Origin of the sequence: Acinetobacter sp. NBRC 100985 (assembly GCF_000241225.1) — a bacterium.
GTDB classification, from domain to species: domain Bacteria; phylum Pseudomonadota; class Gammaproteobacteria; order Pseudomonadales; family Moraxellaceae; genus Acinetobacter; species Acinetobacter venetianus.
Genome location: NZ_BAEB01000021.1, coordinates 294,859 through 318,280 on the forward strand (window position 1 = coordinate 294,859; position 23,422 = coordinate 318,280).

Annotated in this window: 20 protein-coding genes and 1 pseudogene; 13 read left to right on the top strand and 8 right to left on the bottom strand. The window is 38.0% G+C overall.

The window, feature by feature from the left end:
* Window positions 1-142 precede the first annotated feature (142 nt).
* The 7 genes from ACT4_RS07945 (at window position 143) to ACT4_RS07975 (ending at window position 6,730) form a co-directional block, all read left to right on the top strand.
* Window positions 143-1,561 (top strand): phosphomannomutase/phosphoglucomutase, encoded by a 1,419-nt coding sequence (locus tag ACT4_RS07945; RefSeq protein WP_007481246.1) that lies wholly within the window; start codon window positions 143-145, stop codon window positions 1,559-1,561.
* Window positions 1,562-1,575: 14 nt separating this feature from the next.
* Window positions 1,576-2,475: an acetylglutamate kinase gene (gene argB / locus ACT4_RS07950; protein ID WP_004881059.1), complete on the top strand. Its 900-nt coding sequence runs from the start codon at window positions 1,576-1,578 to the stop codon at window positions 2,473-2,475.
* Between the two features lie 125 nt (window positions 2,476-2,600).
* Window positions 2,601-3,377 (top strand): GNAT family N-acetyltransferase, encoded by a 777-nt coding sequence (locus ACT4_RS07955; RefSeq protein ID WP_004881056.1) that lies wholly within the window; start codon window positions 2,601-2,603, stop codon window positions 3,375-3,377.
* A gap of 99 nt (window positions 3,378-3,476) precedes the next feature.
* Entirely contained in the window at window positions 3,477-4,325 is an 849-nt protein-coding gene (locus ACT4_RS07960) for a class II glutamine amidotransferase (RefSeq protein WP_007481247.1), read from the top strand.
* 283 nt (window positions 4,326-4,608) lie between these two features.
* Complete coding sequence (locus ACT4_RS07965) at window positions 4,609-5,064, top strand: bacteriohemerythrin (RefSeq protein ID WP_004881051.1); 456 nt, start codon at window positions 4,609-4,611, stop codon at window positions 5,062-5,064.
* Window positions 5,065-5,321: 257 nt separating this feature from the next.
* Entirely contained in the window at window positions 5,322-6,404 is a 1,083-nt protein-coding gene (locus ACT4_RS07970; protein ID WP_007481249.1) for a hypothetical protein, read from the top strand.
* Window positions 6,404-6,730 (top strand): RnfH family protein, encoded by a 327-nt coding sequence (locus tag ACT4_RS07975; protein WP_007481251.1) that lies wholly within the window; start codon window positions 6,404-6,406, stop codon window positions 6,728-6,730. The genes ACT4_RS07970 and ACT4_RS07975 overlap by 1 nt, the downstream gene beginning before the upstream one ends.
* Before the next feature lie 53 nt (window positions 6,731-6,783).
* On the opposite strand, the gene ACT4_RS07980 is transcribed toward ACT4_RS07975, so the two are convergent.
* Window positions 6,784-7,182 carry an outer membrane protein assembly factor BamE gene (locus ACT4_RS07980; protein WP_004881046.1) on the bottom strand — a complete coding sequence of 133 codons (399 nt, stop codon included), beginning with the start codon at window positions 7,180-7,182 and terminating at the stop codon, window positions 6,784-6,786.
* Window positions 7,183-7,293: 111 nt separating this feature from the next.
* On the opposite strand from ACT4_RS07980, the gene fur reads away from it, so the two are divergent.
* Entirely contained in the window at window positions 7,294-7,731 is a 438-nt protein-coding gene (gene fur / locus ACT4_RS07985) for a ferric iron uptake transcriptional regulator (RefSeq protein ID WP_004881044.1), read from the top strand.
* A 93-nt stretch (window positions 7,732-7,824) separates the two neighbouring features.
* Here the strand turns inward: fur and ACT4_RS07990 are convergent, their stop codons facing one another.
* The gene (locus ACT4_RS07990; RefSeq protein WP_004881042.1) at window positions 7,825-8,943 is read right to left on the bottom strand and encodes a PilT/PilU family type 4a pilus ATPase; all 1,119 of its coding nucleotides are present in this window, start codon (window positions 8,941-8,943) and stop codon (window positions 7,825-7,827) included.
* 24 nt (window positions 8,944-8,967) lie between these two features.
* A complete protein-coding gene (locus ACT4_RS07995; RefSeq protein ID WP_004881041.1) occupies window positions 8,968-10,005 on the bottom strand; it encodes a type IV pilus twitching motility protein PilT in 1,038 nt (345 codons plus the stop codon).
* A 126-nt stretch (window positions 10,006-10,131) separates the two neighbouring features.
* Between ACT4_RS07995 and ACT4_RS08000 the strand changes: the two genes are divergently transcribed.
* A complete protein-coding gene (locus tag ACT4_RS08000; protein WP_007481258.1) occupies window positions 10,132-10,809 on the top strand; it encodes a YggS family pyridoxal phosphate-dependent enzyme in 678 nt (225 codons plus the stop codon).
* Between the two features lie 201 nt (window positions 10,810-11,010).
* Window positions 11,011-11,664, top strand: coding sequence for a hypothetical protein (locus ACT4_RS08005; protein ID WP_004881037.1), 654 nt, complete (start codon window positions 11,011-11,013; stop codon window positions 11,662-11,664).
* 134 nt (window positions 11,665-11,798) lie between these two features.
* Here the strand turns inward: ACT4_RS08005 and ACT4_RS08010 are convergent.
* The 3 genes and pseudogenes from ACT4_RS08010 to ACT4_RS08020 all read right to left on the bottom strand — a co-directional run bounded on the left by ACT4_RS08010 (window position 11,799) and on the right by ACT4_RS08020 (window position 18,850).
* Window positions 11,799-15,394 (bottom strand): annotated as a pseudogene (locus ACT4_RS08010) (AAA family ATPase).
* Window positions 15,395-15,403: 9 nt separating this feature from the next.
* The gene (locus ACT4_RS08015; protein WP_034604776.1) at window positions 15,404-16,654 is read right to left on the bottom strand and encodes an exonuclease SbcCD subunit D; all 1,251 of its coding nucleotides are present in this window, start codon (window positions 16,652-16,654) and stop codon (window positions 15,404-15,406) included.
* 153 nt (window positions 16,655-16,807) lie between these two features.
* A complete protein-coding gene (locus ACT4_RS08020) occupies window positions 16,808-18,850 on the bottom strand; it encodes a BCCT family transporter (RefSeq protein WP_007481262.1) in 2,043 nt (680 codons plus the stop codon).
* A gap of 503 nt (window positions 18,851-19,353) precedes the next feature.
* Between ACT4_RS08020 and ACT4_RS08025 the strand changes: the two genes are divergently transcribed.
* Entirely contained in the window at window positions 19,354-20,136 is a 783-nt protein-coding gene (locus tag ACT4_RS08025; RefSeq protein WP_004881029.1) for a crotonase/enoyl-CoA hydratase family protein, read from the top strand.
* A 47-nt stretch (window positions 20,137-20,183) separates the two neighbouring features.
* Here ACT4_RS08025 and ACT4_RS08030 read toward each other — a convergent pair whose 3' ends face one another.
* Window positions 20,184-20,561, bottom strand: coding sequence for a VOC family protein (locus tag ACT4_RS08030; RefSeq protein ID WP_007481263.1), 378 nt, complete (start codon window positions 20,559-20,561; stop codon window positions 20,184-20,186).
* Window positions 20,562-20,864: 303 nt separating this feature from the next.
* Here ACT4_RS08030 and ACT4_RS08040 point away from each other — a divergent pair, with 303 nt between their 5' ends.
* A complete protein-coding gene (locus tag ACT4_RS08040; protein ID WP_007481264.1) occupies window positions 20,865-21,317 on the top strand; it encodes an ABZJ_00895 family protein in 453 nt (150 codons plus the stop codon).
* Between the two features lie 71 nt (window positions 21,318-21,388).
* A complete protein-coding gene (locus ACT4_RS08045; protein ID WP_007481267.1) occupies window positions 21,389-22,297 on the top strand; it encodes a TIGR01777 family oxidoreductase in 909 nt (302 codons plus the stop codon).
* Here ACT4_RS08045 and ACT4_RS08050 read toward each other — a convergent pair.
* The gene (locus ACT4_RS08050) at window positions 22,280-23,401 is read right to left on the bottom strand and encodes an FAD-binding oxidoreductase (RefSeq protein WP_007481268.1); all 1,122 of its coding nucleotides are present in this window, start codon (window positions 23,399-23,401) and stop codon (window positions 22,280-22,282) included. The genes ACT4_RS08045 and ACT4_RS08050 overlap by 18 nt on opposite strands.
* Window positions 23,402-23,422 lie beyond the last annotated feature (21 nt).

Consider the following 23,422-nt stretch of genomic DNA (forward strand, 5'->3'; position numbering starts at 1 on the left):
CATTTCTCATATTGATTGTTAACCAAATATATATTAAAAAGCAGCAGATTAATTATTTTAATTTAACTGAATAAGGGTTAATTAATTTCTAAACAATTTTGGTTTTTGAATCATCTATGATTATAAGAAATAGGGGCTTGCTGTGAATATAAAACATACATTTCCTCTGAATATTTTTCGTGCTTATGATATCCGTGGAAAACTTAGCAATTTAACACCTCAAGTGATTTGCTCAATTGCTTATGCATTAGCAGATCAATATAAAAAAAGTGAGCAAAACCATATTGTCATTGGTTATGATGCACGCTTAACCAGTCCAACTTATGCAAATATCATTCAACAGATATTTGAACAACAAGGAATAGCTATAACCAATATAGGGTGCTGTTCTTCACCGATGATGTATTACATCGCCCGAGATTTTGGTGGTAATGGCATCATGGTGACAGCAAGTCACAATCCAAAATCTGATAATGGGATTAAATGGATTCTAAAAGGAGAGCCACCTTGTCCTGAAATGATTCAACATGTCGGACATCTTGCTCAAATATCTAAGAATCAGCTCAATAGTCCTTTAGTTGATGGTCTCCTCCATAAAATCATTCCGCAGTATTGCTTGCAATATCAACATTCTTTACTCAGTGATATTCACTTAACAAGACCATTAAAAGTTGTTTTAGATGGTTTGAATGGCTCTGCTGGGCGGTGTGCAAAGCTTGTTTTGGAAAAGTTAGGTTGCGAAGTGATCGCGCTGCGTTGTGAGGCAAATGGGCACTTTCCAGATCATGCACCAGATCCTTCGCATGCCGAACATTTATCACAATTACAAGCAACCATTCTGTCAGAGAAAGCCGATCTTGGTATTGCCTTAGATGGCGATGGAGATCGAGTGGTTTTATTGGATGAGCTGGCACATATCATTAGTCCTGATCGTTTATTGTCTTTATTTGCCCAGATGTGTTTGCAACAACATCCACATAAAGAAATCGTATTTGATGTGAAATGCTCTCGTATGGTCGCTGATACAGTTCAGCAGCTTGAGGGACACGCGAAAATGATCCGAACAGGTAGTAGTTTTTTACGCGCGTATTTATCGCAGTCGCAAGGTGAAGCTGTATTTGGCGGTGAATATGCAGGGCATTATGTGTTTAACGATGGACGCGGTTATGGCTATGACGATGGATTATATGCTGCGTTACGCGTTATGGAGTATTTGACTCAATCTGATGCTAAAAGCTTAGCTGAGTTACTTTCAGTTTACCCAGAAAGATACTGTACCGAAGACACATATATCAGCACGCATCATATCAATCCAAAGCAAGTTTTGAGTGACGTTGAAATTTTAAGTCATCGTTTAGGTGCTCGTATCAGTAAAATCGATGGTGTAAGACTTGATTTTGATGATGGTTTTGGCATTATTCGAGCATCTAATACTGGCGAGTATTTTACTGTTCGTTTTGATGCAGATCATCCTGACCGCTTAGTTGAAATCCGCCAGAAATTTGTTTCTATGTTGCAACCACAGTATCCATTGATTGCACAAGAACTCGCACAGGCTTAATGAAGGAGAGTCACATGCCACACGAGCATATCGGCATTGATAAAGCAAAAATTTTGATTGAAGCTTTGCCGTATATCCAACGTTTTTCAGGTAAAACGCTGGTTGTAAAATATGGTGGCAACGCAATGACTGATCCTGAGTTAGAAAGCTCTTTTGCTCGTGACATCGTGCTGTTAAAAACAGTGGGCTTAAATCCAATCGTAGTACATGGTGGTGGCCCACAAGTCGATTCATTACTTAAGCGTCTAGGTCAAGAGTCTGACCGTATTGATGGTATGCGTGTTACAGATCAAGCCACGATGGAAGTAGTTGAAATGGTGTTGGGCGGTAGTGTCAATAAATCAATCGTGAATTTGATCAATAAACATGGTGGTCGTGCAATTGGTTTAACGGGTAAGGATGGTAATTTACTTCGTGCGCGTAAACTGTTAATGGAAAAACAGGAAGCTGATGGTTCAATTTCGCAAATTGATCTAGGTATGGTGGGTGAGGTTACAGGTGTAAAAACTGATGTATTAGAAATGTTTACTCAAGGTGATTTTATCCCTGTGATCGCACCATTAGGTGTCGATGAGGACGGTAATACCTATAACATCAATGCTGACCTTGTCGCGGGTAAAGTTGCTGAAGCATTAGGTGCTGAGAAGCTTATTCTACTTACCAATATCACTGGCGTTTTAGACGAAAATAAAAACCTATTAACAGGTTTAACAACTCAAGAAGTTGATCGTCTAATCGATACAGGTGTGATTTATGGTGGCATGATTCCTAAAGTCGGTTGTGCGCTTGATGCTGTGAAAGGTGGTGTTGTGAGTGCACATATTGTTGATGGTCGTGTGCCACATGCAAGTTTATTAGAGATATTCACTGATCATGGTGTGGGTACATTGATTACCAATCGAGTGAAACATTAATTCACTATATTGATTTCAAAAGAGACCTCTAGTAGGTCTTTTTTTGTCATGACCTGTTCATGTTTTAGTCATTGCACTGTCATTTAAGGGATTTAAGGTAAATCTAGCCATAAGGAGCTTTCATTATGCTAGAAAAACTAAATCAATATCGTCAGACATTGACTTTACCTTTACGCCACAAACCAGCTCAAAATCAATTCCGTTTTGAATGGGTGGACAACTTAAAAGAATTACAAGAAGTACAACGTTTTAGAGCAACGCAATTTGCTCATCAATTTGGTATGTCATTTGAAGATGGTTTAGATCAGGATCTTTACGATTTTGGTTGTGAACACGCTGTGTTACGTGAGAAGTGGACTGGTGAGATTGTTGCTTATACACGCCTTAAATTATTCCAAGGTCATGAAATTAGCCAGAGCTACAGTGCAAAAGAGTTTGAAATCGTTCCTCAGTTATCACATTTACCGAATGTTCTCGAAATTGGGCGTACCTGCGTACATCCACGTTTTCGCTCTGGTAAAGCATTGTCGATGTTATGGTTGAATTTAGCACCAAAAGTACTTTGGTCAATGCGTGCAAAATACTTGATGGGTTGCGTCAGCATTCATCTAGAAGACAATTTGGCTCGTACTTATTACACTCATCGCCAGATTCAACAGTTGGCAGATCATCAAACCATCGATATTCGTTCAAAGCATGCGTTTGAGCCAGTACGTCCTGATTTCAGTTTCCCTCAAGATGAGCGTATGCCGAAATTGTTCCAAACTTATTTGGGGATGCAGTCAAAACTATCTAAAGAAGCATTCTATGATGAGCATTTTAAATGTTTAGATTATTTTGTTTTTTTAGAAGTAAATAAGATTGCTACTTCTTTTGTAATGAATAAGATGGTGCAACGATAAGCATATATCGTTCTCAATCCTATAGTGAGCACATATTGAGATTTACAATACATCGAAACCTCATGCACAATAGGCGAAGATGTTAAAAAGATTATAGATATGTGCCAGCTATTAGGAATGAATTGCGCTACTCCAACAGATATTACCTTCTCTTTTCGTGGTTTTTCTCAACGAGCTGGTGTGACGTCTGATCACTGTGATGGGTTCGGGATTGCATTCTTTGAAGATAAAGCTTGTCGCTTATTTGTCGATAATCAATCAGCTGTTGAATCCCCAATTGCAGACTTAGTGCGTAATTATCCAATCAAGTCTCGTAATGTCATCGCACATATCAGAAAAGCGACGCAGGGTAAGATTACTTTAGAAAATTCTCATCCATTTCTGCGAGAGTTATGGGGGAGACATTGGATTTTCGCACATAATGGTGATTTACATAATTTTGATCCAAAATTAAGTGGTCGCTTTGAACCTGTTGGTAATACTGATAGTGAACTCGCTTTTTGCTTTTTGCTTGATCAATTGGTTGAGGAGTTTGGCTACACTGAGCCGAGCTTGGAGCAAATATTTTCTTTATTAGAACGTATCTCACCGCAAGTAGCTGAGCATGGAACTTTTAACTTCTGTTTGTCGAATGGCAAAGCTTTATTTAGTTATGCGACAACGAAGCTACATTGGTTAGTACGGGAATATCCTTTTCAGCATGCGCATCTCATTGATTTAGACGTTGAGGTCGACTTTAGTGAAGTGACAACACCTGAAGACAGAGTTGCTGTCATTACAACAGAGCCATTGACGCATAATGAAGCATGGACAGCGTATCAGCCAGGTGAAATGATTTTATTTCAAGATGGTAAATCAATAAAACACGCTTTAACTCATATTGAGCGACTTGTAAGAGAAGCTGAAAACCCATCATTAAAAAGAGTAACCAAAGCTGATCAATATTAATTTCCATATAACTCTAATTAATAGTCTGCATATTATTTTCTTATGCTACTAAAGTTGTATTTTTTATACATATTTCAATAAAATTAAAGAGATAATTTTTCTTATTGGTTAAAAAATACTTGAGTGTTTTGATTGGTGAAAATATTTAAATAAATATAAAACAATAGGTTAATTTATTTTAATTGGAAATACTTAAAATCTGACAAAAACGCTGTGTTTTTATTTACTCACTTTGTAGATATTATGCTCTTATTCAATATAAAGTGTTGGTTTGGGGTTCGATATGGGGATGAAGTGGTCTGTCGAATATAATACAGGAATCGAGGTTATTGATGATCAACATCGACGTATTCTAGATTATATTAATGAAATTGCTGATTTAAAGCACTCCAATGATCGTATGAAAATGAAAAGTGTTTTAGACAATATTATTGACTATACTCAGTCTCATTTTACTTTTGAAGAAAGTCTTCAAGAAGAGGCGAACTACAAATATCGCGTTCCACATAAACGTGTTCATGACTTATTTATCAAGAAGATAGAGACATATCGTGAGCGTTTTGAATTAGGACATAACATTGATACTGAATTGCATGAAGTACTATCAAAATGGCTGATTAATCATATCCGTCATGATGATGCTGATTATGTGGGTGCAGTTAAAGAAAATATGATGGGTATTATTAAAGAAAATGAAAAGAAAAAAGGGAAGAATTGGTTTTCTAGATTTTTCTCATAATAATAAGAGAATAAAAAAATAATAAAAAAGACCCTCTATTAAATAAAAATAATACGATAGGCATGAGTGAGAAATAGAGGGTCGAATAAACATTATAATAATTAGTGCGCGGCAAACCATCTGAAATGATGGTTTGCCTTTTTATTTCGACATCTTTTGTTTTGATTTTCATGCTTGAGAAAGGCAAAATACATTGAATATTTCATTGCAAACACCATATAGCGCAATGAGTTCAAAGATTTTTCAAGGAATGCATTATGCAGGACACAACTCTGTCACGCTGGCTCACTCCAGTGATGGCATTTTGCTTATCATTTGTCATGATCACTACACTAGCACCGACAGTAGGGATTCAAATTGATCGTCAGTTTGATTTTTGGTTGCTTTGGTTCGGTACGATGATTTTATTGGCACTGCCAATTGGATATTTAGAAATTGCATTAGCAAAACGCTCGAAGGTGACGGCTTTACAAGCATTATCGAGTTTGACACGGGATGCTGATGCTTCACCTAAATGGCGTATTGTTGGGTGGTTGGCAGTTGTGTTTGTTCCTTTTTTTGCTGGTAGTGTTTTAACGACCGCTGCGCATTTGATCGGACAACAGTTCTCTTTAGATATTACGAGCCAAATTATTTTTGCAGCTTTAGCTGTTATTGCTGTGGGATTATCTTTTATTCCTCGTCAGTTTTTAATTGCTTTATCTGCACTTGGGGTACTTGCTGCGTTCGTTCTCGCAAATGTTATGGGAACACATCTACAAGCATGGCACTGGACTGGTGTTGAGTTTAAAGAGTGGGGCAATGCGACTGTTCTTGCGCTTGTAGCGACAGGTTTAGGTCTAGGGCTGTATTGGCAGACAAGCCTTGCTGATATTCAAAAACAAGATGCTGCGACATCTACAGCCTTACCTGTCTGGATTGCACAATTATTGGCTGTCATTGCTTTTGGATTCTTCTCTTTACAAGCACAAATTCCAGCACTTGTTTGGATCTTTGCAGCTGTTTCGTCAGCAGCTTTATTGATTCAGTTTGCCAAAGAGCAATTGGCTCAGCGTCAATTGGCGATGGCTGTGCAATGGTTGATCATTCTCGCTGCAATTGCAGTTTGGGCTGTACCACAAGTTGAATCACTTTTTAATATTGCGCTTATGTTATGGGGACTTGTTATTTGTCTAATCTATGCCATTTTTGCTGGTTGGATTATGAAAATCAGTCATTTGCGTAAAGCGATGAATTTTAGTAATGAGTTGTTTTATAATTTATGGCGTATTGCGGTACGTTTAGTATTGCCGTTATCAATTGTTGTCGCAATTGTGGCAGTTATTGGACAAATCTTCTAATGGAATACAAACAGCAGCATGTATCGGTTGCATTCGCAACTGAACAGCAGCAATTTCATATTACTGTTGATTTCATGAATGGAATGACAGCATTAGATGCTATTCATAAAAGTGGAATCGCTGAGCAGGTCGCATTACCTGAGCCCTTACAGTTGGGTATTTTTGGAAGCAAGATCGACGTGGATACTGTTCTCAATGCAGGTGATCGTGTTGAAATCTATCGTGCATTAAAAATTAATCCCAAAGATATTCGGCGAAAACGTGCTGCAAAGAATCCTGTAGGAAGATTTGCCAAGGGCAATCGCTTTAGACCATCAAATTCATAAATAAAACCCCTCATGATCAATTCAATGAGGGGTTTCTTTTTATGTGAAAGTGGTTATAGTGGGGGCGCAGTCAAAATGGCTTCTTTTGATGCTGGTAAACCAGGTTGTGATTCTGGAATAGTATCTAAACCTTCGATGCGTTCTACGATGCCATTTCCATCAAAATAAACTTTTAAATGTTGACCATGCGCTGCTGGTATTTTTGCTTTTTTAGCATAAGTACCTGGAATGTAGTTATAAATGTAGTCCCAACGCAGTGGATTCAAAGGATCTGTTACAGTTGGACTACCAAGTAAGAAACGTACTTGTTGAAAGCTCATGCCTACTTGTACTTGAGATGCTTGTGCTTTGGTTAATGGAGTTCCCTGTGGAATATCGACTTTATACACACCAAAGACTGAACAACCGCTAAGTACTGAAGTGACGAATAACGTCAGCATGATTTTTTGCATTTTGCTACACTATCCTGATAAATGATGATGCATTTGGTTCAAGGATAGATCATACTGCATCTAAACTCTATTGCCTATTCCAACTTAAGATTTGTTGAGAGACCTTTTTTCATGCCTATTTCCAATCAAGACTTACGCAAAGCTGGACTTAAAGTTACCCTTCCTCGTATTAAGATTTTGGAATTATTAGAAAATTCAAAACAACATCATTTAAGTGCAGAAGATATTTATAAAACTTTGCTTGAGCAAGGTGAAGATGTTGGCTTAGCTACGGTTTATCGTGTTTTAACACAATTTGAAGCTGCAGGTATTATTCAGCGCCATCACTTTGAAAATAATCACTCTGTATTTGAGATCATGCAAGAAGATCATCACGATCATTTAGTTTGCTTGAATTGTAATAAAGTTGTTGAATTTACTAATGATATTATCGAGAAAGAGCAACATGCTGTAGCAGATCAACATGGATTTGCACTAACTGGACACTCTTTAAATTTATATGGCTACTGTAATGATGCAGAATGCCAAGAAGCTTATCGTAAAAAATAAGTGCGAATTATGCTTTATTTTCTTGTTCACTAAAAATGAACAAATAAAAAGGAAGGTTACAAAAACCTTCCTTTTTTATGGGCTTAGCGCTAATTATTGGCCATCAAATGTAATGTTTTTACTTGCGCTCAATAATTGGTCTGAACCTTCTTCAGATAACTTAATGGTTAAACGTAAGTCATTTGGAGAGTCTGCATGTTTAAGCGCATCTTTATAGGTAATTTCACCTGCTTTATAAAGATCAAACAACGCTTGGTCGAAGGTTTGCATACCTAGCTCACGCGAGCGTTTCATTAGATCCTTAATCTCATGAATTTCACCTTTGCGGATATAATCTGCAAGGAGTGGAGTATTAATTAAAATTTCAATTGCAGCGCGACGTGAATTACCATCAGGCGTTGGGATAAGTTGCTGCGCAACTAACGCGCGTAGGTTTAGAGACAAGTCCATGTAAAGTTGGCTATGACGGTCTGCTTCAAAGAAGTGAATAATACGATCTAATGCTTGGTTGGCATTGTTCGCATGTAGTGTTGCAAGCACTAAGTGTCCCGTTTCTGCGAAAGCAATAGCATAGTCCATGGTCTCACGAGAACGAATCTCACCAATTAGAATCACATCTGGTGCTTGACGTAAGGTGTTCTTCAGTGCGACTTCAAATGAATCTGTGTCGATACCGACTTCACGCTGTGTGATGATACAGCCTGCATGTTGGTGTACAAATTCAATTGGATCTTCGATGGTAATGATATGGCCTTTCGAATTATGGTTACGGAAGCCAATCATTGATGCTAAAGAAGTTGATTTACCAGTACCTGTTGCGCCAACAAAAATAATGATACCGCGTTTGGTCATTGCAAGTTCTTTAAGAACTTCGGGTAATTTTAAATCTTCCATGCTCGGGATGTGCGTTTCAATTTTACGCAAAATCATGCCAGGCATATCACGTTGCTGAAATGCACTCACACGGAAACGTGCAGTTTTTTCACGGTTGGTAATGGCAAAGTTACATTCACGAGTTTCTGCAAACTCTTTACGTTGCTTATCAGTCATTACTGACTGAATAAGTTGACCAACAATTTCCCCAGACAATTTAGTTTTTGATACAGGTACGATCTGACCATTAATTTTCATTGATGGTTCAACATCAGCAGTGACAAATAAGTCAGATGCATTTTGCTGAATCATCAAATTGAGTAAATCATTAAAGTCCATGATATTTCTCTAATCCATTTATTTTTATAGGAATGATTCAGGCTGTTTAGCAACGGTACGGGCTGTTTGAGGGCTAATTAATCCCTTAGAAACTAAGGTTTTCAGGCTTTGATCTAGCGTTGTCATACCATAGTTAGCACCCGTCTGAATCGCTGAGTACATTTGTGCAACTTTGTTTTCACGTACAAGGTTACGAATCGCAGGAATACCAATCATAATCTCATGTGCAGCAACACGACCGCCACCATTTTTCTTCAATAGTGTTTGAGAAATAACAGCTTGTAACGATTCTGACAACATGGCACGTACCATGTCTTTTTCTTCAGCAGGGAAGACATCGATCACACGGTCAATGGTTTTTGCTGCTGAGGTGGTATGTAGCGTTCCAAATACTAAGTGACCTGTTTCTGCTGCAGTTAAAGCGAGGCGGATGGTCTCTAAATCACGCATCTCACCGACCAAGATAATATCAGGGTCTTCACGGAGCGCAGAACGAAGTGCTTCATTGAATCCATGTGTATCACGATGAACTTCACGTTGGTTAATCAAACATTTTTTTGATTGGTGTACAAATTCGATTGGGTCTTCGACAGTTAAGATATGGTCATAGCGATTTTCATTAATATAGTCGATCATCGCAGCCAAGGTGGTTGATTTACCCGAACCTGTTGGACCTGTTACAAGTACAATTCCACGTGGATAGTCACAAATTTCTTTGAAAATTGATCCCAATCCTAAATCTTCCATCGTTAAAACTTTTGAAGGAATGGTACGGAATACTGCACCAGCACCGCGGTTTTGGTTGAATGCGTTCACACGGAAACGAGCGATATTTGGTACTTCAAATGAAAAGTCTGTTTCTAGATCTTCTTCAAAATCACGACGTTGTTTGTCATTCATAATGTCATACACCAAACGGTGTACATCTTTATGTTCTAATGCAGGTAAGTTAATACGACGAACTTCACCATCTACACGAATCATAGGCGGCATACCCGCAGAAAGGTGTAAATCTGAAGCACCGTTTTTTACTGAAAAGGCGAGTAATTCTGTAATATCCATAATTTCCCCGAAACAATCAAAAATGTCTCATTATTTTGTAGAATAATATACGGCTTTCATTCTAGCTTACCAACACCTTATAGAATGCGAACGCAAAAAAAGATTTCATAAATGAGAACTGTGTCAATGAATCAATCGGAACAATCCCGCCAATCTGTTTTAAGTCAAATTGAACAAGCTTGTCAGCAAGCCCAACGTGATCCTGCAACAGTGCAATTGTTAGCCGTGTCAAAGACACATCCAAGTTTAGCGCTTAGAGAAATGTATGCCGTTGGACAGCGTAGTTTTGGTGAGAACTATTTACAAGAAGCACTGACCAAAATAGAAGAGTTACAAGATTTAGAGATCGAATGGCATTTTATTGGACATGTGCAGCGCAATAAAACCAAGCATTTAGCTGAAAAATTTGACTGGGTACATGGGGTTGATCGTTTGATTATTGCGGAACGTTTATCGAGTCAGCGTTTAGAGTCGCAAACGCCGTTAAATATTTGCCTACAAGTGAATATTGATGGGCAAGATTCCAAAGATGGTTGTCAGCCAGAAGAAGTTATTGAACTAGTTAAACAAATTAGCCGACTTCCAAATATCCGTTTGCGTGGTTTGATGGTGATTCCTGCGCCTGAAAATCATGCTGCATTTGCAGATGCCAAAGTCCTATTTGAGCAAGTAAAATCTCAACATGCACAGTCACAAGACTGGGATACTTTAAGTATGGGTATGTCTGCTGATTTGGATGCAGCAATTGCTGCGGGTTCAACCATGGTAAGAATAGGGACGGCGCTGTTTGGCAAAAGAAGTTAATTAATACTTAGAATTAAATTGTAGATAATAATTAAATATGTAGAATGTCTAGTTTAAAAATGAGTTGCAATAATTTTTAATGCAATCTTTTTTAACTATATTAAAATTATTTTAAAATAAGATTGATTTTGAGTTACTCAATCTTATTTTTTAAATCATTTTTCAATTCATTTAGTATTAGAAAACTTATAGAGTTATATCATGAATAGAATTTTAATGGCATCTTTGTTGATGTTAGTTGTTGTCCTTTCTGGTTGTGTTACGACAAGAGGATTAGTAACCCTAGCAGATCCTAAAGTAACAGCTCAACCAGAAAATCTAAATAAAACAGCTATTATCAAAATTGTAGAAGATGATCGAGTGTTTGAGGAAAAACCAAAAACGCCAAATATTCCTTCATTAAAAGGTGGATTAGAGAAAGCAACAGCAGACGATAAAGCAAAGGCTATAGCAAGAAAAAGAAATGGTTATGGTAAAGCGCTTGGAGATATTATGCTGCGTGATGGTACTGTAGCTTCTACAGTCGAAAAGCGAGTCGTCAGTGCTTTAAATCAATCAGGATATCGAGTTGTACCTGCATCAGAAGCAAACTACCAAAATGCAGATTTAGTGATCTCAGTGAAAATTGATAAATTTTGGTCGTGGGTTGAGCTTGGATTCTGGGCTGCTAAATTAAATACTGAAATAGAAACTACTATTTTAAACGACAAAGAACCAGCAAAAAAAATTGTGGTTGAAACAAAAATAACGAAATCGCTTCAAGCTGTGACAGGGGCTATGTGGATTAAAAATACTAATCTTGCTTTAGATGATTATGAAGCTAAATTAGTGAATAAGCTAAAAGAGAATAATTAAAATAAATAATGCTCTACTTTCGAGCGTTAAATTTAATCTATTCGATTAAAAATTTGAGATAAAGACTTTTAACTTCTAGCTATATTAAACTAAAGTTAAGAAAAGCCTCGGTAGAATATCGAGGCTTTTTAATATTATCCAATTACCTCAACCCGACTTGAACCTGAACCAATGGGTTGTACCTGAATCTGTACAGGAATCCGTTCATGCATTTCTTGAATATGGGAAATTAAAATCACTTTTCGTCCCTGACTTTGTAGTTGATCAAGCGCATTCATGACCATATGAAGCGAAGATGCGTCTAGAGTCCCAAAGCCTTCATCAATAAATAGAGATTCGATTTTCATTGAACCAGAAGCCATATTGGCAATCGCTAAGGAAATTGCCAAGGCAGTCAAGAAAGATTCACCACCAGACAATGAAGCAACAGAACGAGTTTCACCATCCATATCATGGTCGATAATGGCGAGACTTAGCGAATTATCCAAGCGCTTTAATGTATAGCGTTGAGACAACATCGCTAATTGTTGGTTGGCATATTCGAGCAAAATATCCAAGTTATATTGCTGTGCTAAATCTCGGAATTCTTTACCTTTTGAATCGCCAATCAGACTAGAGATTTTATTCCAGCGATGTTCTTGCTGTTGAACCTGCTGGATTTGCTCGGCAAATTTTTTTGTTTCTCAATGCTACGCTGATGTAACTCAAGTTGAACTTTTAATTGATCTCGCTGATCTGTTGCTTGCTGCAAAATTTCTTGATTGGTATTTATCAATTCAGTGAGTTGTTCAACCTGAATATTCGGTTCTGATTGAAGATGTGTATTCAACTGTTCTTGGATAGTTCTTAGTGCAGAATTTGCTTCACTGAGCGTACGATCTGCTTGTTGTATTGCACTCCGAATCTGCTGTTCTTGGGCTGATGAAATCGCAAGTAATTCGTTGAGTTGATCTTCTGCAAAATTCTGATGTTGAGCTAACCAACTGTTAATTTCAGTTTTACATTGCTCCAAAGACTCATGATTCTGTTGCTGTTGTGATTTGAGTTGTTCAAGTTCATTTTTCTGTTGTTCAAAATTTTGACGAGCCTGTTCAAAACTCTGCTTTAACTGCTGATATTGGTTTTGTAATTGCTGACGTTGTTGATCATGCTGTTGTAACCATTCATTGGCTTTGATTTTAGTTGAACCTGTCATGGTCAAGATTAGTTGATTGGCAGCATCAGTATTTTGTTTGCCTTTAATTTCGATGTCTTTTAGCTGCTGTGCACATTCAACTTGTTGGGTGGTAAGTCCTGCCAAATTGCTCTTTAATAAAATTAGCTGCTGATCGAATTGGTCTTTCTGTTTGGTGAGTGATTCCGCATGTTCTATTTGTTGGCTGCGTTGTTGCAATGCTTGTAAGACTTGTGGTGAGAATGACACGCCTTGCTTAGACCAAGAAGTTTTATCGTCTATATTGAGACAGTCCACGATATGATGAATCTGTTGTTGTAAGTGTTGTACGGTCTCAAGTTGATGACGGGTATTCTGAATATTTTGATTGAGCGTATGCTGATCTTTATTGGCTTGGTTAAGTTGTTGTAATTCCTTTTCAAGCTGTTGTTGAGCCTGCGTCGACTCTAAAACGAATGTTTGCGTCTTATTCGTGATGTCATGCTCACTGAGATTGAAATCGAGTTTAATATTCGTTTGTAATACATGCTTCTGTAACACCTGCTCATGTGTTTTTAATTTTTCATTCAACTGCTGTAACTGTTGTTGCAATTGAGTTTGTTCAGTATGGCTTTGGGTGAATTGTTGTTGTGTTTTTTGCCAAAGCTGGAAAAGCTGTTGTTCTTGTTGAGTTGCTTGTTGTTCTTGTTGTTGCTGTAGTTCATACAGCGCTTTAGAGATTTGGCTTTCATCATCAAGATAAGGATGCTCGGTACTGCCACAGACTAGACAGGCTTCGCCGGGTTTGAGTTCAGCACGTAGATGTTCAATATTTTCAGCATGCAGTAGACGTTGTTGTTGCAAAACCTGTTGTAGTTTCTCACGTTCAGTTTTAGCAGCATGATAATCCTGCTCAGTTTTTTTGCTGCGTTGTTCTAGCTGTTGAGATTGTGTTTGTATAGCGTCAAATTTGTTTTGCGAGGTAAGCACCTCATTTTTTAATTCAAAATAATGATGAAGTTTTTGTTGAATTACATCCAATTGATTAAGGCGAAGCTGTTGAGCTTCTTTTAATTTCGACTGTTGCTCAATACGCTGTTCAATGTGTTGGGTTGAGCCAAATTGCGCGATTAAACTGTCGAATGTATTTTGATCTTGCTCAAGTTTCGCTTGTGCTTGTTGAATAGAACCGAGCGCATTTTCTACTTTTTGATATTGCTGAATAAATTGCTTGAGTTGTTGAATATGGGCATTTAAACCTTTATCTAAAGGAGCGTATTGAGCACTGTATTTTAACTGTTCTAAGCAAGTCGTATGTTGCGCACTCAAGTTTTGGATGCTTTGTTCAAGCTGTTGTTGTTGCTCAATGAGTGGTTGCTGCTGGCTTTCCAGTTGATTCACTCGAGTTTTGGTTTTTTTATATTCTTCAGCAATATAGTCACGTTCTTGAACAAATTTACGTACTTGTGTCAGTTCAGTTTGATGCTTTTGTTCGAAATCTTGAAACTGATTGAGTGTTGTTTCTGCTTGGGTATAACGCGTTTTTTGCTGCTCAAATTGAGTTGTTAAGGCACTAAACTCATTATGCTTTTGTTGAATTTGTGGCGTGAGTTTTTGCAATGTTTTTTGCAACTGTTGTTGTTGAAATACAATAGGGCGTATCTCAGCGAACTGTTCTAATTGACCCAGTAATTGGCGATCTTTGGCAATGGTTTCTTGTGCTTTAAGTTGCTGATCAAACTGTTGTTGTTTTAATCCAATTTCATTGTTGATTTTATCTCGTTGCTCAAACCATTGCTGTTGTTGTTTGAATTGATTTTTTTCATTTTCCAAACTTTTAGTTTGTTCTTGAAGGTGTTGGAATTGCTTTTGTAGCTCAGCAAGTTCTTCATCAGAACGAATTTCAATATGACCTAAGATATTTTCCAATTGCTTGCGTTGATCAGCGATTTCTTTGGTTTTGATGTAAGCCAATTGTCCAATCTTGGCGAAAATACTGGAGTTGGTGAGATATTCTAATAATTCACCACGTTCATTATCACGTGCTTTTAAAAATGCGGTCACTTCGGATTGCGCGAGTAACACAGCACGGGTGAATTGTTCAAAACTGAGTTGGGTAATGTGTTGAATATGGGTTTCTACGGCTTTGGTTTTATCTGCAATCACCACACCATCAGTCAGGCATTTTAATGACCGTTGTACACTTTGTAGTTTGCCATTTGGGTTTTCACGGGCACGTTTAATTTCCCAACGTGCTTGATAATGTTTTTGATCCTGAGCAACAAAACACAGTTCAGCAAAACCATGTCCCGTCCCACGACGTAATACCGTCAAAGGGGAATTGGTCAGTAGCTCTGAACCATCAACATCGACCAGTTTGCCATCGCTCGATTTAAGACGAGGAATTTGATTGAACAAAGCTAAACACATTGCATCGAGTAGTGTAGATTTACCTGCGCCGGTTTTTCCGACAATGGCAATTAAACCTGCACTTGCCAGTGGTTCGCTTTCAAAATCAATAAAATGTTCACCTGCAAGAGATGCCAAATTTTTAAGTCGAATCGATAAAATTTTCACGGCAAATCCTTAAACAGTCTGATCATCTTCTAGTTGTTTTTGTGCTTCAGCAACGAGGCTCATAAAGTCCTTAATCACTTCACTATCACTGTCATATCCTTTTTTCTCCCAAATTTGTTGGAAAAGCTTTTCAGGTGTTGGTGGTTCTAAATTGACACTTTGCTTAGTTTCAGTTGAGTTTTCAGTAGACAAATACTGTCTTGAAATGCGTACTAAGCGATAACGATCTTTAGGGAGCGCATCTTCAAATTGTTGTCTTAAATTGGGTTGTGGTGGCGTAGCGGTGTGGTATTCGATATCGACATATTCACGATGGTCAATGTTTTCGATGGGTTCATTTGGTAAATTTTTAAGACGCTGCATGACTTCATTCAATTCGCCTTTGATTTTATGCAACTGAATTGATCGTGGAATCGCAATGGCGTCAAAAGAAAATTTATTTTCAACATTTGCTGAGTCAATTGTGACATCAACTACTTGGTGCTTGTAGTTGATTTCACTAAATGAAAGTGGGATCGGTGAGCCGCTATAGCGAATATGTGGATGTTGAACTTTCTGTGGTTTATGCAAATGCCCAAGAGCCACATAATCAATACTGTCATCGAATAAAGCAGTCGAAAGTGCTTCTTCATTGCCAATAATAATTGGTCGCTCTGAATCAGAGGTTTCTCCACCTTGCATATGTGCATGTGACATTAAAATCAGTGCTTGGTCATCTGTTTTACGACGTTTAGCTTCTTCAATTAATTGTTGATGTAAATAAGCAATCGCATTTTGGCTGTTGGTGGTGTGTTCATTAAACCCAGTGATTTCTGCTGAACGCAAGAAAGGTAGGGCAATACACCATGCCACAATCTGTTTTTGCTCATCATAAATCGGTAAAATTAAACGCTCCAAGTCGAGGCTTTTGTCTTGATTCCAACGAATCACTCCGACGGTTTTGGCATTATATTTTTCTAATAAAGGCTCAACTTGTTCGATGCGATAACCTGAGTCATGATTACCTGCAATCATTAAAGTTTGCATTTGTGGCGCAAGATCATGTGCATCGGCAAGGAATTGATAAAGTTGTTTTTGTGCTTGTGAGCTGGGATTGATGACATCAAAAATATCACCCGCGATCAGTAGCGCATGCGGTTGTTTTATTTTGATCTGTTCCAGTAACCATGCAAGAAATTGTTCATGTTCATATTGGCGTGAGTGGTTATAAAAAAACTGTCCCAAATGCCAGTCAGACGTATGAAAAAAACGCACAGTCATGAAATAGAAAATCCCTATTTTTGAATAGGGATAAGGTAGCATAAATTGGTACTTAAAATAGGATCGTGTTATCTGAATGTGTGAGGGAAGATCAAAACCATAAAAATAAAAGCCCCAAATTATTTACATAATTTAGGGCATTTTGCTGTCAGATTAATGATGCATATCACTTTCCATTTTCCACGGTAAAGTGCTTGGTGAAATATGCAAGAAGTGAAGATATTTCTCAAACTGATTTAAAATATCATTGATGAGAGAGCTTTGATCAAAACCATAAACATCATACGCTCGACCACCACGAAGTAAGAAAACCTCAGCGCGATAATATTTTTCTTGATCAGCGTATTCCTTACGCTTCAAGTCTTTCATATAGCTTGGAATCGTATATTCACACATCCTAATCTCGTAGATAAATTCAACATTATCGAGTTCGGATAGTCTGAGTTGTACTCGCGTATTGACTTCATCGTAAATCACTTCAAATGGCCAATCTTTGTCTTGGAAACCTTGTTTTACTGCTTCCATACTTTGATAAGCTGTCGTTGCGATAAATTGGCTCACTTGGTGCTGAGTTGGGAACGTTACAAGACAGTGTAGACGACGTTGAATTAAGGATTCAGTGTCATCACTTTTTTCAGGGGCGTGTTGGGTCGGTTGATGATGAATTAAGCTTGCATTGCGATGTTGTTCAATCACCAAGGCTCGGCACATTCCAATAATTGCAATCAACATAATGATGGTAAAGGGCAGCGCACTGACAATAGAGGCCGTTTGTAAAGCCGTTAAACCACCAGCAAGTAGTAATGCCGAAGCAATTAATCCTTGTGTGGTCGACCAGAAGATACGTTGCCAAATCGGAGTATCGGTTACTCCGCCAGAGGCAAGGGAATCAATCACTAATGAGCCTGAGTCTGCTGAGGTTACGAAGAAAGTAATAATCAAAATAACACTGAGAAAGGATAATAAAGACGTGAGTGGTAAATGTTCATAGAGCTTAAATAAGGCAATTGCTTTATCTTGTTGAACATCTTGCACCAGTGAGCGATAACCCTCGACCATAATCAAATGCAGAGCGGTATCACCGAAGACGGAAAACCATAAGAATGTAAAAAAGGTTGGAATGAGCATGATCCCAACAATAAACTGTCGAATGGTTCGTCCACGACTAATCTTCGCAATAAAGATACCAACAAATGGTGCCCATGAAATCGTCCAGCCAAAGATGAATAAAGTCCAGTTTCCGATCCAGTCATTTGAGGTATAGGCTTGTAAACTAAAAGTGCGTTCAACTAAATTACTGAGATAGCTCCCTGTATTTTCAACAAATGTTTGTAAAATAAATAAGGTTGGGCCAACAATAAATACAAACAACATGAGCGCAACAGCAAGTCCAATATTAATAATGGAGAGTCGCTTAATGCCTTTATCCATACCTGCAACAACGGAAAAAGTTGCCAACAGCGTGATAATTAAAATGGTTGCAATCTGCACAGGCGTGCTAATTGGGATAGAAGGGAATAAGTAATTCATCCCCGTATTAATTTGCGTTACAGATAATCCTAAGGTCGTGGCAATCCCAAATAAAGTACCTAAAATTGCAAAGGTATCGACGGTATGTCCCATCCAACCATTAATTCGATTTCCAATTAAGGGAAATAGCGTTGAGCGCATCGCCAGTGGTAGGCCATGACGAAAAGTGAAATAGGCAAGTGATAAGCCAACCACGCCATAGATGGCCCAAATATGGAAACCCCAATGGAAATAGGCGATTTGCATGGCTTGTTTGGCGGCATCTATGCTTTCTGGTGTCCCTTGAGGTGGCTGACTAAAATGCAAAACAGGTTCGGCCACCCCAAAGAATAAAAGCGCAATACCATAACCTGCTGAAAATAGCATCGCGAACCATGATAAAAAACTATATTCTGGCTCAGCGTGATCAGGGCCTAATCTGATATTTCCCCAGTTACTCATTGCGATCCCAACAATAAAAATAAGAAATGTTGCGACGGCTAACATGTAGAACCAACCAAAAGTATGGGTTACATAGTTAAGAACTTCTGAGAAAAATTGACCTGCTAATTCTGGATTACTGATTGTTCCAAATAGCACGAAGACAATAACGATAACGGCTGGAATAAAAACAGGAAGTAAGATTGCTGTTTTAAAAAATCCTTTTGTTTCTGTTGTGGAAGTCATACAAAACCATTCCTTTCGATATTTTTCTTAAATTTTTTAAGTCGATAGAGGGTTCGTATAACATCATTGATAGATGATAATGCGTTTGAATCTATAAGAATAAGTGTGTGCTTTGCTCGACATCATTTTCTTCATATTGACTATAATAACGTCAAAATGATGATGCGACAAATCAGTGCACATGGTTGAAATGGTCAGGCGAAGTTAAAAGTTGATCCGTTTAGTTTGAGAATTCAGACATATTTTTATATTGATTTTATCGAGCTAAATTTTGAAAAGCTAAATTAAATCAGTATCTAATGAAGTTTGTATTAAAAAAAATCACTGTTTATTCATTTTCCTAATCAATGCAAAAATACCTAAAATATGATGATTGAACTACTTTTAATTAAATCAAAAAAAGAGTTGTGTTTAAGCCAAAAAATCTACAAGACATACATTGAAGATATTTAAACCATCAATTAGTTTATTACCGAGATGATGATTACAAAGAGGAAAATAAAATGAGCTTAGGAAAAGTAAGCCGAGAAATAATGGGACATATTATGTTGATCGGCTTAGATCGGGTCGCAAAGCGTAATGCTTTTGACAGTCATATGATTGCCGATTTATCCCTAGCCTTAACTGAATATGAAAATAATCCTGAATTGCGTTGCGCCGTGATTTTTGCACATGGTGATCATTTCACGGCGGGTTTAGATCTGGTCGAATTACAACCGAAAATTCCACAAGGAATTTTTAATTTTGAGGAAGGTCAAGTAAATCCTTGGGGTGTGAGTGGACGACATAGAACGAAACCTATTGTTGTCGCCGTACAAGGCTTTTGTTATACCGCAGGCGTTGAGTTAATGCTCAATGCTGATGTAGTGATTGCAAGTGAAGACACCATATTTGGACAGCTTGAAGTATTACGTGGAATTATGCCATTTGGTGGAGCGACGGTAAGATTTGTACAAGCAGCAGGCTGGCAAAAAGCGATGCCATATTTGTTAACGGGTAAGACCTTTGACACTCAAACAGCAGATAAACTTAATTTGCTTTCGGAGATCGTTGAAAAAGGTAAACAGCTAGATCGCGCTATCGAGGTAGCTCAAGAAATTTGTATTGCCGCACCTTTGGCAGTACAGGCCTTATTGGCATCAGCAACCGATGCTGTAACCGAAGGACAGATGTTTGCATTTCAGAAAATGGATAGTTATCTCAAACCGTTATTTTCATCTCAAGATGCCCAAGAGGGTGTAAGGGCTATGCTTGAAAGACGATTACCTGATTTTAAAGGAAAATGAATTTTAAATTTTTCTGATTCGTCATATAACATATTGGGGTGACAGGTTTATTTGGCATTTTCATCGACCTCGCAAATCCCAAATACATTGTGATCCAAATCGAGAAAATAGCCTTGCCAGCAACGATTTGGAATCGCAAATTTTGGCATAGCAACAGTACCGCCTAAACTTAAGATTTTATTTGCCGTTTCATCAAAGTTTTCAACTTGAATGGAGCAAGTAAAGGCATTGGTACCACATTCCATAGGTGGTATGGCAACAGGACGTTGTAATAGACCACCGTGAATTCCATCTGTTTCGATACGATAATATTCAATTGGAAGCCCCTCATTTTTTTCGAAGTGCCAATCAAATACAGATTGATAAAAATGAATGTCACGCTTTGGATCTGAAGACTGAATTTCAAAATAAATAAGATGATTCATATTTTTATCCTTGTTATTTTTGTTGATGATAAAAATAAAAACCGACGATTCGAGTGATGAGAAATCGTCGGTCAAAATCTTTATTAAAGGTTTTGGCTGCTAACAAAACCTTTGCCAAAGATGGAGAGTCATAATGAAAGGTCACCGAAAAATATTGCGGATGCCGTGCAATGAACATTCGGTTGCTGCGACCTTGTATCCTATATAACGCTGCTCGATGAGGATTGGTTGACATAAAAATGAAAAAAAAGAGAAAAAAATTTATAATTATTTTCCAAAGCCGATTCTATTAGGTTTATCTTTATGATTTCATTGCGTTTGTACTATATTTGGTTTTTTATTATTTGTCTGCTTGCAACTTTGATAGCTGGTATCTTGGCTGCAATTTTACCGAATAGTGTAGGCGGTGTGTTAACAGCGATTCCTTATTTGATTGCGATTATTTTTGTTTTATTCAGATTTCTAAAAAAACAGCGTCGAGCACCAACACCACAAGAGAAAAAACGATTAACGCTGGGCTTTACTTTGATCTTTTGGGGGTATAACGCTTGTGGTTTATTGCTTGGTTTATTTATCTTTGCACGTAAAGACCCTGAAATTTGGCAGAACTTTTTATTGTATTTAAAACAACCTGCATTTTTATTGACGGTTTTAGCCACGTGGTTCGTCATTGCCGTTCCATTATTTTTGATTACTTTTTGGTTTTATGGCCCACAAGCTCAACGAATGGCGAACAAGATGTTTAATACGCACTAAAAAAGTTCACTTGTAATTCACTTTTATTTTGCTAAGACTACAAATACACATAATTTTTGATAGGTCGTGAGATGCAAAAATTGACTGTATTGGTAACGGGAGCAAGTGGTTTCATAGGTTCCCATCTTTTAGCTTATTTATTGGAAAGACAATATAAAGTCATCGCATTGACGCGGCAAAGGAATAAATCATCGGATCATCCTGATCTGTATTGGGTGAATCATTTTGAGCAAATAGAGACGACACAAATTGATTATGTTGTAAATCTGGCAGGGGAGAATATTGGCGCTAAGCGTTGGACTGAAAGTCGTAAACAACAGCTGATTGAAAGCCGTGTTGCAATGACGCAAAAGCTGTATGAATGGCTAGATGTACATCAAATCTTCCCCAAGTGCATTATTTCTGGTTCTGCAATTGGTTATTATGGCATTGATCCAAATGAGCGATGGATGGTGAGTTGCGATGAAAATACACCGCCCCAAGCGATATTTATGTCTGAACTTTGCCAAAAATGGGAGCAAATGGCGCTCAAATTCACTGCACAAAACACCAAAATCATTCGTTTGGGGGTTGTGTTTGGTCATGGTGGAATTCTGCCGCAAATGTTACTGCCCATTCGTTTAAATACAGTGGGACGAATTGCATCTGGAAGACAGCCGATTGTATGGATTCATATCCAAGATGTGCTAAGCGCAATCGAATTTTTATTCACATCTGATCAAGCACAAAAAGTCTATAATTTGGTTGCACCTGAGCAATCAAATCAGCAGCAATTTGTAAAAGTTGCGGCAAAAATTTTAAAGCGTAAGCCACTGCTGCCAATGCCAAAATGTATTTTTGAATTGATGTTAGGTGAACAGTCTCAATTGATTTTAAATGGTCAATTTGTTGAACCCAAAGCTTTGGTTGAGTATGGTTTTCAATTCCAATACCCAACGCTTGAATCAGCCCTCAAAGACATTTTAACTCGTCATCAATAATGTTTTTTCTAAGCGGCTAGGTGAATAGGCGCTGGGATTGACAATGGTATTTTGTTCTAAAATCAATTGGCGTAGTAAAAGGGCAGAGCCAGAACCCATACATAGTCCGTTGCGAAAATGTCCAAAGTTTGCCCAAAGGTTTTCGATATCAGGCATTTTACCAATATATGGAATCCCTCTAGGCGAGCTTGGGCGTAGACCAGCCCAACGCTTTACAATCGGGAACTGCGCAAGTTCGGGCACCATTTCTAAGCAAGCGTCTAAAATATTCTGTTGCGTCGACATATCTGTGTTGGTATCAAAACCAACTTCCGCCATGCTTGAGCCACATACGATATGCCCATCTTGGCGAGGAATCAGATACATCACACGATTCATGCACATGGTAGGTAACCAGTTTTCGGGTGTTTTGAATAATAGCATTTGTCCTTGAACTGGATGAACTGGAATTTCTCGTTGCACTTGTTCTAGCCAATACTGACTCCATGCGCCTGAAGCCAGTACCACATGGTCTGCATAAAAACGCTGTCCATCATTGAGTTGTATGCCCTGTACTTTATGATTTTGAATCAGTAGCTTTTCAATTGGACAATGTTCAAAAAATTGAACGAGGGGATGTTGTTTTAAATAGTGAATCAGTGATTGCAATAATCGTGGATTGCGTACATTGGATAGTTGTGGGAAATAAATCGCTTGTTGAAATTGTGCCGAAATATGCGGATTAACCTGTTCTAATTTTTCTCTATTTAATAAATGAGCCTGTTGCATATGTTCATTAAATTGAGTTGCATAATCAAGACCAACTTTAAAATCTTCCTGATCAAAAATCAGCATGCCTGTATCGTGGATTTGAAAGTCGATTCCTGTAATAGGGAGTAGCTTTTCATTCCATATTTGGTAGAGGGGTTTACCATATTGAGCAAGTTGATTGACCTCTGGTGCATATCGCCAAGGGTACATCGGAGAAAGGATTCCTCCACCTGCCCAAGAAGCAGCTTGGCCTGCTTGTTGTTGATCAAAAATGTCGACTGAGCAGCCTTGTTCAACAAGTTCTAGTGCGGTCATTAATCCACTGATACCCGCACCAATGATGGCGATATGCATAAAAATCTAAACCAAAGTCAT

Bases quoted from the DNA above. Each gene is read 5' to 3' on its own strand.
- ACT4_RS07990 (WP_004881042.1), bottom strand. From the start codon at position 8,943: ATGGACTTTAATGATTTACTCAATTTGATGATTCAGCAAAATGCATCT.
- ACT4_RS07955 (WP_004881056.1), top strand. From the start codon at position 2,601: ATGCTAGAAAAACTAAATCAATATCGTCAGACATTGACTTTACCTTTA.
- ACT4_RS07995 (WP_004881041.1), bottom strand. From the start codon at position 10,005: ATGGATATTACAGAATTACTCGCCTTTTCAGTAAAAAACGGTGCTTCA.
- ACT4_RS07965 (WP_004881051.1), top strand. From the start codon at position 4,609: ATGGGGATGAAGTGGTCTGTCGAATATAATACAGGAATCGAGGTTATT.
- ACT4_RS08015 (WP_034604776.1), bottom strand. From the start codon at position 16,654: ATGACTGTGCGTTTTTTTCATACGTCTGACTGGCATTTGGGACAGTTT.
- argB (WP_004881059.1), top strand. From the start codon at position 1,576: ATGCCACACGAGCATATCGGCATTGATAAAGCAAAAATTTTGATTGAA.
- ACT4_RS08020 (WP_007481262.1), bottom strand. From the start codon at position 18,850: ATGACTTCCACAACAGAAACAAAAGGATTTTTTAAAACAGCAATCTTA.
- ACT4_RS07960 (WP_007481247.1), top strand. From the start codon at position 3,477: ATGTGCCAGCTATTAGGAATGAATTGCGCTACTCCAACAGATATTACC.
- ACT4_RS07975 (WP_007481251.1), top strand. From the start codon at position 6,404: ATGGAATACAAACAGCAGCATGTATCGGTTGCATTCGCAACTGAACAG.
- ACT4_RS08005 (WP_004881037.1), top strand. From the start codon at position 11,011: ATGAATAGAATTTTAATGGCATCTTTGTTGATGTTAGTTGTTGTCCTT.
- ACT4_RS08050 (WP_007481268.1), bottom strand. From the start codon at position 23,401: ATGCATATCGCCATCATTGGTGCGGGTATCAGTGGATTAATGACCGCA.
- ACT4_RS08040 (WP_007481264.1), top strand. From the start codon at position 20,865: ATGATTTCATTGCGTTTGTACTATATTTGGTTTTTTATTATTTGTCTG.
- ACT4_RS07980 (WP_004881046.1), bottom strand. From the start codon at position 7,182: ATGCAAAAAATCATGCTGACGTTATTCGTCACTTCAGTACTTAGCGGT.
- ACT4_RS08000 (WP_007481258.1), top strand. From the start codon at position 10,132: ATGAATCAATCGGAACAATCCCGCCAATCTGTTTTAAGTCAAATTGAA.
- ACT4_RS08030 (WP_007481263.1), bottom strand. From the start codon at position 20,561: ATGAATCATCTTATTTATTTTGAAATTCAGTCTTCAGATCCAAAGCGT.
- ACT4_RS08045 (WP_007481267.1), top strand. From the start codon at position 21,389: ATGCAAAAATTGACTGTATTGGTAACGGGAGCAAGTGGTTTCATAGGT.
- ACT4_RS08025 (WP_004881029.1), top strand. From the start codon at position 19,354: ATGAGCTTAGGAAAAGTAAGCCGAGAAATAATGGGACATATTATGTTG.
- fur (WP_004881044.1), top strand. From the start codon at position 7,294: ATGCCTATTTCCAATCAAGACTTACGCAAAGCTGGACTTAAAGTTACC.
- ACT4_RS07970 (WP_007481249.1), top strand. From the start codon at position 5,322: ATGCAGGACACAACTCTGTCACGCTGGCTCACTCCAGTGATGGCATTT.